Raw genomic sequence first — 13,128 nt, 5'->3', positions numbered from 1 at the left:
GTTTGGTTCACTTTGCTTTCTGAGCATGACGACGATTCAACGCCGCCCTAACCAATCCTACGAACAAAGGATGAGCATTTGTTGGACGCGACTTAAACTCTGGGTGAGCTTGAGTCGAAATGTAATAAGGGTGGATTTCTTCGTCCAACTCAACAAACTCAACAAGTTCACCATCTGGCGAGGTTCCACTGATATGGAGGCCAACACTTTCGAGTCGCTCCCGGTAGGCAGAATTGACCTCGTAGCGGTGACGATGACGTTCAGAAACTTCCATACGTCCATAGACCTTAGCAACTAGCGAATCTGGAGCGAGTACAGCTGGATAAGCACCCAGACGCATAGTACCTCCCATATCCCCCTCTCCGGAAACAAAATGCTGTTGTTCAGCCATTGTGGCGATTACTGGCTCAGTTGTATCCGGATCAAACTCAGTGGATGATGCCTCACTAATTCCCAACATATTGCGTGCAGCTTCAATAACCATCGATTGTAGTCCGAGGCAGATTCCAAGAGTTGGGATACCGTTTTCACGTGCATATTTAAGTGCGCCAATCTTTCCGTCAAGCCCACGCACGCCAAATCCACCTGGAACCAATATTGCATCAACTTTCGTAAGATGAGCTGCTGCTCCCTCAGTGGTGGCACATTCATCGGCCGGAATCCAAGAAATATTAACTTTGACCTGGTGGTGAATTCCTCCGGCATGGAGAGCTTCGGCAACGGAAAGGTAAGCATCATGAAGATCAATGTACTTACCAACCAGTCCAACTGTTACTTCATCATGAGGGTATGTAACGCGTTCGATCACTCGATCCCAATCTGACCATTCAACGTCGCGGAATGTAAGCCCGAGACGTTGAACTACCTGTGCATCAAGCCCCTGACCGTGAAGAACTTTTGGAATTTCATAAATCGACGAGCGATCTTCGCACTGGATAACGCAGTCATCTGGAACATCACACATAAGGGCGATCTTCGCTTTCACGGAAACTGGGAGATCACGGTCGCATCGGAGCACGATTGCATCCGGCTGAATACCGATAGAGCGCAAGGCAGCCACTGAGTGCTGGGCAGGCTTCGTTTTGAGTTCGCCACCGGCCGCAAGGTATGGAACGAGTGCTACGTGTAGGAAAAAACAGTTATCGCGACCAATGAGTTGACGTACTTGGCGTGCTGCTTCCAGAAAAGGCTGCGATTCGATATCGCCAACTGTTCCACCAATTTCAGTGATGATGACGTCAGATACTTCCTCGCCGTCATCGGCGAAAGCCTGCGCGCGCATACGTTCGATAATCTCATTGGTAATGTGTGGAATGACTTGAACACATTCACCGAGGTATTCACCTGCGCGTTCTTTCGACAACACATTCAGGTAGACCTGCCCAGTGGTCGAATTGGCTTTTCCTGACAGGTTAACATCTAAAAAGCGCTCATAATGACCAATATCAAGATCAGTTTCAGCACCATCTTCAGTCACAAAAACTTCACCGTGCTGGAAAGGATTCATCGTGCCTGGATCCACATTGATGTATGGATCGAGCTTTTGCATAACTACTTTTAAACCACGGGATCTAAGCAAACGGCCAAGGGAAGAAGCGGTAAGCCCCTTACCTAGTGAGCTAGCAACACCGCCGGTAACAAAGACTTGTCTTGTAATTTTTTGCTGTTTTCCAGGTAATCCTGAATTTGTATCTACCATGGAATTTCATTCTACAGCGTAATGTTCTACCTCCACCACATTTCTTGCGGTATGGAGAATCACAGTGCTGATGAATGTGATTTTCGAAGCTATGTTCTCTATCCATATCAAACAAAACCTGTATCAATGCCACAAGGTGCTGCGCAGAAATGAATTAGGAATCTAATTTTCTCTAAAGATCACTTACGAAGTGATACCAAGGCTCCGCGATCGGCTAAATAAAGAGCCAACAGACCACAGCCAAGCACAACTATCCCGATAACGGCGGCAGTACCAAATGCCACTGCAATAGAGAAGTTACCAAGGGTCAACATCCAGGAAGCCACATATTTTGTTGCGACCGCCACTGGAGCAAGAATTAGGAACAGAAGCGCGGTAGTGCGTCCAACTCGGTAAGTAGCAGCTGATCCCAATTCGCGACGAATAGCAACGACGACGCACACCGCTCCGATCGTCATACCGATCGTTAATGCAGTTCCGATGAGGTTGAGGGTGTTTATTCTACCCTCAACCCCGAGCATGATACCTGCAATCAGAACAATACATACTGCTCCCCAAGCAAGTGAGTTAACTCGAATAACACGTTTTCCGGCGTCTAGGGCATAGAGAACACGAGCCCCATGATAGAGCAAAGAATATCCGATCAACGCACCGGACATCGCACGCATAGCGAGCTCAAGGCCAGTAATATCGCGACCTAAATCGATCACGATTTTCGCCGGCTCAGCTAAAACTGCCAATAAGACTGCGGCAACCATTCCTAGACCGATGACGAGTCGTGTACTCGATGAAACGATCGATAGGAGCGCAGAGTTATCCTTGAGTTCAGATTTAACGAGTTCAACTTCTGAAGATATTCGCGGGAAAACCGCTGTTGCAACTGGAACTGCAAGTACAGCATAAGGAACCATGAAAATGGAAAATGCATAGTTGAAGGCGTTGTAAGTACCTATATCTCCCTGAGAATTTGAGGTATACAAGATCACCACTATAGCAATTTGTTGAGCAACCAAAGCTCCGAATCCAGCACCGGCGAGTCGAAGCGTATGTTTAGCTACACCCGGCGGAAAAGAGAAATTTAACCGGAGTCGCACAACTTTTAACACCGGAATTAGCTGTGGAAGAGAAAATACTAACACTCCCGCCGTCGTCCCCCATCCAAGCAACATGACTGCAGACCAAGGTACATCTTGAGGTTGTGTACCAAATCCAACCGTCTTCGCGTAAATGAGGAAAACAAAGATAACGACGATTGAGGATAGTAGCGGCGAGAGAGCTGGCAACATGAACCGTTTATGCGCTTGCAAGATTCCAGTAAAGACCACTGACAGTCCGTAGAAAGGTACCTGGAGAGAGAACATGGCAAGTAAGGATGCTGCCAACGAAGTTATTTCTGGCGAGGAACCCGATCCAAAGAGAGTTAGAGTTATCGGTCCCGACGCAAGGGCAACGATGATGGACACCGGCAGGCCAATTGCTAGTAGCCACGTAACAAGAGCAGAAGCGGTATCTTCGAGCTCTTTTTTAGCATTTCTCGCCAAGAATCCCGAGATTAGCGGAATAACAGCACCGGCAAGCGCACCGCCAGCGGCGATCTCAAACAAAACATTAGGAACCGTATTAGCTGTGTCGTACGCGGTTGCAACCGCACCGTCTGACATCGCCCATGACTGGGCAAGCTTACGGAGCAAACCTGCAATTCTGGAGAGCAAGGTTAAGACGGCGATCAGTCCCGCCGCGCCAACAACTCCGCCGAAGGCACGCTTCATTGCCGCTTACTTTCTACCGAGATTATCAATAAAGGAAAGAACTTTGTTACTTTCGATGACCTTCGAAAAAGACACTTTCTCCGAAGCGGCAGTAAGCGCAATAATTGATGCCAGAATTAGGCTTTTTGCTGGAAGTGACTTTGTTGTAGAAAATACAGTACCTACGACACCACCTAGCGCATTCGCGCCTAAATCTCCGAGCATCGTTTCACCTTCTAGATCGGTTGAGAGATTTAAGGCCGAAGTGCTAATAACGACGTAACCCAAATTTTGTGCGTCGTTAACGCGCAAAGCCCAAGGAAGAACGCAGAAGCTCGCGACCTTGAATGCACGACCGGGTCGAAGATCAAGCAGATTAATCAGATTTGCCGACCCTGCGACGATCAAAGAATCGACTCCAGTATGGGCAAGTCGGGTCAAGGTAGAAGATGACTGTGGCTTTCCGTTGTGAGTTTCTCCAACCTGGGAAAAATTCTTGAAAGCCGTCGCTACTAGAGCGCCTGAACCAATCGTGACGATTTTGAGAAGTCCAGAAGTTATCTTCCCTTCTTTCAACGCACCTAAATGCCCTCGAAATCCCTTACCTTTTGCAGGGAATTTATCTTCCAAGTGGTCATCAATCCAGCCAGCAACAGCGCCCGCTGTTCCGGCAATTAGTGCCGGATAACTCGATCCCTGGGGAACAGTGGCGAGGGTTCCTACACCCAATGAGGCTGCAGTCGTGAGCCCTCCGGTTAGAGAGACTGAGCTATCTCTATATGAAGGTCGATCCCATGAACTCATATCGGACCGATCGCACCAGTTTTTCATAGCCAAATAGCCTAAACTTGCACCCGCGATTCCCGCGACGATTCGTGATTTCATGAGACTTTCCTCTTCTTGTTTAGAACAAGCGCGTAGCTTATCTTTTCCAATCAGGCCGGCGGTGTAGCCATTGGCTGAGGAGCTGGAACAACGATCCGGTCGCCCAATACCTTAGAAGCGGTTTCGCCAAAACCATAGTGAACCGTCTTATTGGAAAGTTCCGCGGCTACCGCAAGTGGCACATTGATTCGACCGGTCGCCGTATCGATCGAATCTACCGTTGACACATCTGTACCTGCAGTACGAACCCCAACAACGACGTCGTTTTGAGAATTAGCAACCCCAGCAACAACCGTCGGACTCTTCGAGCTCAAGGTTCCAGTAAAGGAAACGAAAGTCTTGAGATTGTAGTCAGCTTGTGCTTCTGCTTCGGCGTTCGTCTTCTTTTCATTTGATGCTGGATCAGGGTTATCCGGCGAAACAACTACAATTGCCTGTGCCGGGATATCTGCACCCGACGCAACCGTAATCATTGGCTGCTCGCTGGCACTCATAAGATCGAAAAGCGTCTTATTTGATTCGTGAGTGGAGCCATTACGAAGGATCTGATTTAGTGCAAGTGCCAAGATGGTGTTGGTATCGTTCGTACCTTCAGCATCTTTTACGTAGCCTTTGATTTGTTCCGCAAATGCAGAGCGGAAAGAGGTCTGCTTCGCATCAGTCCAAACACTGTTAAGGGTTACAAGACCGCCAACTTTTGCCCCTGATTCGCCGATCATTTCAACTACCCCATCAATGGTCTCCTGAGGAGTGTCTGGCAAAACAACAACGGCAACGTTGGAACCGGAAAGAGTTCCGCCGATGATGAGTGGCGCAGCATCGCGAAGCGCAAGATCCTGATGCTCTTTATCCTTTTTAAGAGTGTCGTTCTCACTCTTAAGTTTCATATTTGTATCTCTAAGGCTACTTACTTCACCGGAAAGGGCCTCACCAATTGAGTTTTGCAATGGACCAGCACCGAGAATGATACCAACTGACAAAGCCAAAAATACTGCAACGAGTGAGACTAAGTGATACCGAAAATCAACCATATTTCCTACCTAAAAGAGTGCCTTAAACCAATGAACTAGATCCGACCACCACACCGAAGCGAGGTTAATTGTTATTTGCCCAGCCGACGTCGCAAACATTGCCGCTGTAATCGCTGCCATTCCAGCTAGTAGAAGAAAAACGATTTGCCAGTTTGAAATTCGGGTGCGGTATAACTGCGACACTCCTTTTGCATCGATTAGTTTCGAACCGATCTGCAATCTAGTGAGGAAGGTAGACGCCATGCCACGGCGTCCCTTGTCTAAAAATTCGATGAGAGTGGAATGTGTACCGAGCGCAACGATAAGTTTAGCCCCCTTTGCATCAGCTAATAGCATCGCGATGTCTTCTGATGTGCCAGTGGCTGGGAAAACAACGTGTTCGACACCGAGGTCCTCCACTCGTTTTTGACCTGGAGCGCGTCCATCGCGATAAGCATGAACAATGATCTCAGCACCGGATTTCAAAGCACGATCGGAGACGGAATCCATGTCGCCGACGATCATGTCGAGTTTATAGCCCGCATCTAAAACTGCATCAGCGCCACCGTCGACACCAATAATAACCGGTTTATATTCGCGAATGTAATGCCCCAGTGCATCAAGATCTTCTTTATAACGGTACCCGCGAACGACGATTAACGCATGTTTGCCTTGGAAATTGGTAGCGATCTCCGGCACTCCAACACCATCAAGAATGAGGTCTTGCTCTTTCTCAACATATTCCATGGTGTTCGTAGCAAAGGCTTTGAGCTGGACCGTCATACCTTGTCGTGCTTGTGCTAAGTTCTCCGCATTAGTCTCAAAAGTCTGAACAATACCTTCACTAATTAGCTTACCACCGGCATAGATAGCACCAGTGTCATCTATGCGGACGAGTTCACCTTCTCGAATGTCCATGACGGCCGAGCCTAGGTCATCGATCAAGGGGATTCCCGCATCAAGTAAAATTCCTGGACCCAAATTTGGGTAACGTCCTGATGTGGATTTAGCAGCATTTAGCACTGCCATCGGTTTACATTCAACGAGAGCTTCAGCCGACACTCGGTCCAAATCCTCGTGATCAATAATTGCGATTTCACCTGACTGTAATCGCTTAGTTAAGTTTTTAGTGCGCGAATCAACTCGGGCAACTGATTGCTCAATCCCCGAAGAACCCTCGGTTGATAACTTCCGCCGTTTATGAAATACCACAGTTTTATGTTGCCACAGTTACACCGCGAAGTAGCTCAGCGGCGTGTGTGCGTGCCGCCTCAGAATTTTCGTGCCCTGAAAGCATTCGAGCTAATTCACGTTCTCTTTCATCAGAGTTCATAACTCTGACTTGTGTGACCGCCACTCCTTTCACACTCTCTTTATCTACTACAACATGTTGCGCCGCATAGGCTGCGACCTGCGCGAGATGGGTAACAACGAGAACCTGTGACTGAGCACTGAGTTGGGACAATCGTTCACCAATCAGTAAAGCAGTCTTTCCACCGATACCTGCATCAACCTCATCAAAAATAAAAGTATGATCACTATCACTAACTGTTTTCGACAAAATTACTTCAAGTGCCAGCATCACACGCGAGAGTTCTCCGCCCGAAGCGGTGGTACTCAGTTTTCCTGGTGGCATTCCTTGGTGCGGAGCTAACAAGAATTCGATGGAGTCCATTCCATCTTTAGATAACTCCTCAGTTTTCTCAACTTTGACTATGAACCTTGCATCCTTCATAAAGAGGTTCTGAAGCTCTCCAGTAACCTCTTTTTCAAGCCTTGTTGCTGATTGTTTACGCAATTCAGAGATTTTTGATGCACAGTTCTCAAGCTTGTTCCTGATATTGCGCAAATCAGTTTCCAACTGCTCAATTTGTGCCTGAGGATCTTGAAGTTGCGCCAACTGGACATCGGCTTCTTCTCTCCTACGCAACATCGTCGTAATATCCATCGAAAGTTCACGTTGAATCGCGCGTAGCTCCGCGCGTCGCTCGTGGATCTGATTTAAACGATCTGGATCCGCGTCAACTGACTCACCCAATAATCCCAACTGATTAACAACTTCTGAAGTAATACTTGATGCAGTGGCCAACGACTGTGCTAGTTTAATTAGCTCTTCGTCGTCAGTTTTTTCAAGGCAATGAATAGAGCTGTCAATATGTTCAAGGGCACCTTTTTGTGTTTCGTCTCCAGCTAAGGAAAAAAGCGTCTGAGAGATTGCAAGTCGTAAATCCTCTATATTCTCCAGCCGTATGGATTCACTCCTGAGTGCCTCATCTTCACCGATTTCTGGTTTGGTTGCATCAATCCTGTGAATTAGGGCTTCTAGCGCAAGTCTCTCCGTGCCAGCTTCTTGTGCTCGCTCCCTAAACTCATCTAGTTCCTGATTGATCTTGATGTACTCAGTCCAAAGCTCGTTATAATCATTTTCAAGCGCTGAACCGGTGATTCCTGAAAATTCATCTAATGCGATTCTATGCTGAACAGGTAAAGCCAGCCTGAGTTGATCTGACTGACCATGTACAGTAACTAGGTACTCTGCGAGCTCTTGTAAAATCGTCACAGGTACGGAGGCACCACCAGCAAAAGCGCGTGAGCGTCCTTTACTGTGCACGTGCCGAGAAACGATGATCGAAACTGTATCACCATCTGTTTCGACTTCACCTCCAGCTTCCTCGATTATCGAAACTGCTGGCGATTGTCTATTTACCCGAAAAACCCCTTCGACAATCGCTTTTTCTGAGCCAGCTCTCACTTTGGTTGCGTCGGCTTTACCGCCCATAAGCAGATGAAGAGACGTTAAAGCCATAGTTTTTCCTGCGCCTGTTTCACCAGTTATCGCAGTCATTCCGGAGTCCAGAAGAAGATGTGCCTCTTCAATAACACCCAAATCGCGAATGTTTAGTTCTTCAATCATGGCTTTTAATCTTCTCGTCGGTTTCTCCAGCCGTGGACTGGTAAATCAAACTTCGCAACTAGTCGTCCTGAAAATGGGGTGTTGTGGATTCGTGCAAGCCGGACAGCTTTTTCACCTCGATACGCCGTCACAATGGTACCAGCTGGAGCCTCAAGGCATCTGCGTCCATCACACCAAACTAGAGCATCATCGGCTCTGATTTGTACATCCAATTTAGATTCGGGCCCAACGACCATAGGCCGAGTAAACAGGGCATGGGCAGCAATTGGCAAAAATAGGATTGCTTCAACATTGGGCCATACGATCGGTCCTCCAGCTGAAAAATTATATGCGGTAGATCCGGTTGGTGTAGAAACAAGTACAGCATCTGCTTTAAACGATGACACTTCTCGATCATCTACTGCAAGATCCGTTTCGATCATCCTTGATCGGGCATCTTTTTCTATAGACACTTCATTGAGCGCCCAACTATGTTCCACTGACCCATCTGGACGGTGCACGACGATGTCGATTGTCATACGTTGGTCAACAGTCCAAAGCCTATTTTTAATTGAGTGAACTACATCAGTTAAAGTGTTCGGTTCTGCTTCAGCTAAGAATCCAACGTGACCGTAATTGATTCCGATGATAGGAATATCAAATTTCCTGGTTACTTCGACAGCTCGAAGAATTGTTCCGTCACCGCCGAAGACGACGGTTAGTTCTGCTGCACGGAAATCTTCGCCCGAATCAACGTCAATTACGTCAAAACCGGCCTTGTTCATCTGTGTTTCAAAATCTGCTACAGATTTAAGGATTTCGGGGCGAAACTCGTGTTTGACGAGTGCAACTTGCCGTTTGTTGCTCACCTTATCCTCTTTTCTTTTGCTGCGAATCCCCTGCGGGACCATTTTGAACCGCCAATTTGATCATATCGTTAATCAGTGTAGAACTTTTCGTTCCTTTGGTCTTACTTAAATACAAGAAGTACTCCACGTTCCCAGCTGGGCCAGGTAATGGAGACGGTGCAACTTCTACGATATGAAGACCATTAGAAATAGCTGATTGAGCCACAGCTAAAACCGATGAGACGTGTAAGGCAGAATCACGAACAACTCCACCAGCTCCTAGAGAATCTTTGCCAACTTCAAATTGTGGTTTTACCATCAGCAAAAATTCTGCATCCTCGCTACTTGCCGCCACCAATGCTGGAATAACCAGAGTTAACGATATAAATGATAGATCGCTAACCACGAGACTCGGTGCTGGTGCTACTAGCGCCGGATCTAAAGTTCTCACATTCGTTCTTTCGAGTACTTCCACCCTAGGGTCTTCACGAAGTCGCCATAAAATCTGTCCATATCCAACATCAACTGCGACAACGCTACTTGCTCCGCGTCGAAGCAATACGTCCGTGAAGCCGCCTGTAGATGCACCAGCATCTAGCGTACGGCGACCCAGAATTTCTGGAGCTTTATCTCCTAGGTATTCTAGAGCTCCAAGTAATTTATAGGCGCCACGGGAAGCATAATTATCTGTATCTATGGGTTTTACTACGACTGCTTGCGCCGGATTAATCTGACGTGCAGGCTTAGTAACTTCTGCTCCATCAACCCACACGTTTCCTGCTTGAATCAGTTGAGTCGCCTCTGCACGTGACTTTGCGAGACCTCGACGAACAAGTTCTGCATCTATTCGAATTAGTTTTGCCATCACACCTGAGCTCGACTTAACTGCTGTACTAATTCTCTATGGATACCCTCAAGAGTTTCTATTTGCTCATCCGTGTTCAGATCCGAGACCTGGTCAAGCAATAACCTTGGATCAATTTTGGGCGTAGGAGCACTAGATTGCGCTGATTGACTCACAAGTGTCCTTTCTATCGGCATTAAGTTCTATATCCAACTTTATTGTCTATACCAACCAATGCAAGCTTGACCTACGACTTCGCGGAAAAAGTAAGCACGTAATTTCCTTGTGGACGAGAGTCAAAATAGAGTGCAGATTAGTGGATAACTTCAATTCTTGGAAGGACGAGGTTAATACCCTCGGTACTGCTATCACTAATCATCCAAACTAGATGTGCGAGAGCTCGATAACTGTTTAAGGAAACCTCTACGCAATCTTTGTCGCGCGAAGTGTCCAGTGTTTCACCATTGAGAAAGATGATGCCATCAGCAACCGAGGCGACATCGTCCCCACACTTAACCACGCCATCGTCGCAAACAATATTCGGATACGGTGTATCAAGGTCGCGGAGGTCGGCGGCTAGAAAACGTGGGCGATCCGTTTCCTTCGCAAAAAGCACGTCATTTACTCGGCCAACTCCCGTTAATACATGCATTGAAGGTATTCCTGCCGCATTTGCCCCGCGAATATCAGTATCTAATCGATCACCGATTGCTAGTGGACAAACAGATCGAGTCAGCTTCTGAGCCGCTTCATAAATGAAATCTTCCGGCTTTCCTGAGCTTAGAACCGGTTGCCCAGTCGCATTGGAAACAGCTGCCACAAAAGAACCATTACCGATAGTTTCACCGCGTTCAGTAGGCAAAGTTGCATCTAGATTAGTTGCGAAATGACGCGCACCGTTCTTAATTGCGAGCACAGCTTCGGAAAGTTGAGCCCAACCGATCTCACGTGACCATCCTTGAACCACAGCGATCGGATCACCGTCTGCTGTAGTTACAACTTTCATCCCAACGGATTGAAGTGCTTCAAAAACTCCTTCGCCACCCAAGGCTAAAACGACTGAGCCACGAGGATAAATTTCTGCGATACGCTGTGCAGTGGCTTGAGCAGAGGTCAGAATCTGATCGGGACGGGTGTCGAGTCCAAGACCAGTTAGCTGCTCAGAGACAGAACTCGGAACACGAGATGAATTATTCGTAATGTAGAAAAGTCCAAGACCATTTGAGTTCAACCTGTTCAGCGTTTTAATTGCATAAGGTACGGGCTGCGCACCTAAATAGCAAACGCCATCCAGATCCAGCATCAGATAATCAAATTGATCTACAAGCGTTTGAGACGTTTCAAGAAAATTATTCATAGCTCAAATTTAGTTGTTGGACTCGACCTCGACTTCAGCAATATCGTCTGTATCATCATCTATGTCAAAGTCTTCGATGATATCATCTTCATCTAGTTCTTCGTCTTCGTCGGACTCTTCGAAAAGTTCGTCGAAGCAATCGTCAAATTCTGGATCGTCGTCAGTCTCTGTAGTCACCTTTTCGAAAGCATCATCATCTAGTTGATCGTCAAAATCATCGAAGTCGTCGGCCACTTCAGGTTCCACAATTTCATCATCCAGAACATCATTCAAATCAAAAACCATCGAGAGATCCTCTGAAGCTCCTTCAAAAATAGGTGCCCACTTCTCGCGAAGTTCGGTTGCTTCAGTATCGCGTCCAAGTTCTTCGAGCCTATCAGCCTTAACCAGTTCGACGCGTGCACCTAATTCTTGGCTGAGATTCTCCACCAAAATCTTGTTCAGTACAGCTAAGCCACCTTCGCTATCGCCCATATCTGCTTTAGCTCCGGAAGCAACAATTGCAAGCTCAATCTTTGCTTCAGCGTCAAGTCGTGCTAGAGGAATTCCATCGATGAATCGAAGAGCCTTTTCCGACCGTCCTAGACCACGTTCCGAATCTGCCTCAATAGCAACATGCGAAAAGTCATCGCTCATACGGCGATACGTGCGCAATTCCGACAGTGCCTCTGAGTAGCGACCCGTTACATAGGACGTCAATCCAAGTGCTTCGCGAACAACATCAATTCGAGCTGCTCTAGAAAAGGCCGCCTTTGCATGGTTGTACGCGACCTCAGGATCGATATCCATCATTTCACCAGCATATGCAAGGTGACGCGCAACCACTTCACTATTTTCTTTGTTTAAATTGCGTAGGTGCTGACGAGTTGCGGCATCGAGGGATTCGGAAGTAATCGATTCAGGAATCTCGTACTGCAATCTATGTAGCTGGGAACGCTCTGAGCTCTCGTACGACTCATCAGGGTTAGATTGCCCATGGTCAAAATCGCGAGACAGGGAACGCTCATTGCGCTCAAAACGATCGTTACGATCAAAACGGCGTCCGCCACGGTCCTCACGGAAACCACCACGACGATCATCATCACGACGACGATCAGAACGGAAACCACGATCATCACGACGCTCAAAGCGATCATTTCGATCATTAAAACGATCGTTACGACGTGAGCGTGAATCGCTATCTTCCCAACGACGACCACCACGGTCATCCCTGCGATCCCCACGATCATTGAAACGATCGTTACGATCAAAACGGCGTCCGCCACGGTCCTCACGGAAACCACCACGACGATCATCATCACGACGACGATCAGAACGGAAACCACGATCATCACGCTTAAAATTACCCTGACCGCGACGTTCGGAAGCAGATTGCCAACCTGAAGATGGTCGTTCACGACCAGAAGATTTATCAGAATATGTATTGTTGTCAGTCATAACTTCCTCGCGGTTCAATTATCAAAATGCGTGCCGGACGGCGATTTCACCAGTTTATCGTGCTTATTAGATGGTATGCCAGTGTTTGTATTGTGACGTTGGAGGTGTTTTCGGATCCGTTTTAAGTCACCCTCCAACGAGAAAGCGAAAACCGGAAAACCTCATAAACACCTCATAAACGTAGCCAACGAGGATCTATCAAGAATTTAAAATGATTGGACATTCCAAATCTTTTGTTGTCTGTAGAACTGTGCTTAGTGGCTTCTACTAACATCAGTAAGTGTTGTGTATGTGTGTGGAGGGCTTAACCTTTAACGGGTTAAGCCCTCCACACATTCATGTTTAGATGACGGCGGTGTCCTACTCTCCCACACCCTCCCGAGTGCAGTACCATCGGCGCTGGTAGG

Annotated in this window: 10 protein-coding genes; all 10 read right to left on the bottom strand. The window is 47.3% G+C overall.

All coding sequences use genetic code 11. From position 1 onward, the window contains the following. Positions 1–7: 7 nt before the first annotated feature. Positions 8–1,699: a CTP synthase gene (locus EIH22_RS05120; protein WP_124054750.1), complete on the bottom strand. Its 1,692-nt coding sequence runs from the start codon at positions 1,697–1,699 to the stop codon at positions 8–10. 179 nt (positions 1,700–1,878) lie between these two features. Beyond that, entirely contained in the window at positions 1,879–3,468 is a 1,590-nt protein-coding gene (gene murJ, locus EIH22_RS05115; RefSeq protein WP_124054749.1) for a murein biosynthesis integral membrane protein MurJ, read from the bottom strand. 6 nt (positions 3,469–3,474) lie between these two features. After that, on the bottom strand, positions 3,475–4,332 hold the full coding sequence (locus EIH22_RS05110; protein ID WP_124054748.1) for a hypothetical protein: 858 nt from the start codon (positions 4,330–4,332) through the stop codon (positions 3,475–3,477). A 50-nt stretch (positions 4,333–4,382) separates the two neighbouring features. Continuing rightward, positions 4,383–5,363: a copper transporter gene (locus tag EIH22_RS05105; RefSeq protein WP_124054747.1), complete on the bottom strand. Its 981-nt coding sequence runs from the start codon at positions 5,361–5,363 to the stop codon at positions 4,383–4,385. Positions 5,364–5,372: 9 nt separating this feature from the next. Continuing rightward, positions 5,373–6,554 carry a putative cytokinetic ring protein SteA gene (gene steA / locus EIH22_RS05100; RefSeq protein ID WP_235001787.1) on the bottom strand — a complete coding sequence of 394 codons (1,182 nt, stop codon included), beginning with the start codon at positions 6,552–6,554 and terminating at the stop codon, positions 5,373–5,375. 4 nt (positions 6,555–6,558) lie between these two features. Then, complete coding sequence (gene recN / locus EIH22_RS05095) at positions 6,559–8,256, bottom strand: DNA repair protein RecN (RefSeq protein WP_124054746.1); 1,698 nt, start codon at positions 8,254–8,256, stop codon at positions 6,559–6,561. Between the two features lie 5 nt (positions 8,257–8,261). Further along, entirely contained in the window at positions 8,262–9,104 is an 843-nt protein-coding gene (locus EIH22_RS05090; protein WP_235001786.1) for an NAD kinase, read from the bottom strand. 1 nt (position 9,105) lies between these two features. After that, complete coding sequence (locus EIH22_RS05085) at positions 9,106–9,948, bottom strand: TlyA family RNA methyltransferase (protein ID WP_124054744.1); 843 nt, start codon at positions 9,946–9,948, stop codon at positions 9,106–9,108. 292 nt (positions 9,949–10,240) lie between these two features. Further along, positions 10,241–11,284: an HAD-IIA family hydrolase gene (locus tag EIH22_RS05080; RefSeq protein WP_124054743.1), complete on the bottom strand. Its 1,044-nt coding sequence runs from the start codon at positions 11,282–11,284 to the stop codon at positions 10,241–10,243. 9 nt (positions 11,285–11,293) lie between these two features. Further along, entirely contained in the window at positions 11,294–12,721 is a 1,428-nt protein-coding gene (locus tag EIH22_RS08925) for a hypothetical protein (RefSeq protein ID WP_160149025.1), read from the bottom strand. Positions 12,722–13,128: the final 407 nt, after the last annotated feature.

Source organism: Arcanobacterium ihumii, assembly GCF_900604515.1.
GTDB classification, from domain to species: domain Bacteria; phylum Actinomycetota; class Actinomycetes; order Actinomycetales; family Actinomycetaceae; genus Arcanobacterium_A; species Arcanobacterium_A ihumii.
The sequence above is the reverse complement of the archived record's forward strand: the minus strand, read 5'-3'. Positions and strand labels throughout refer to the sequence as shown.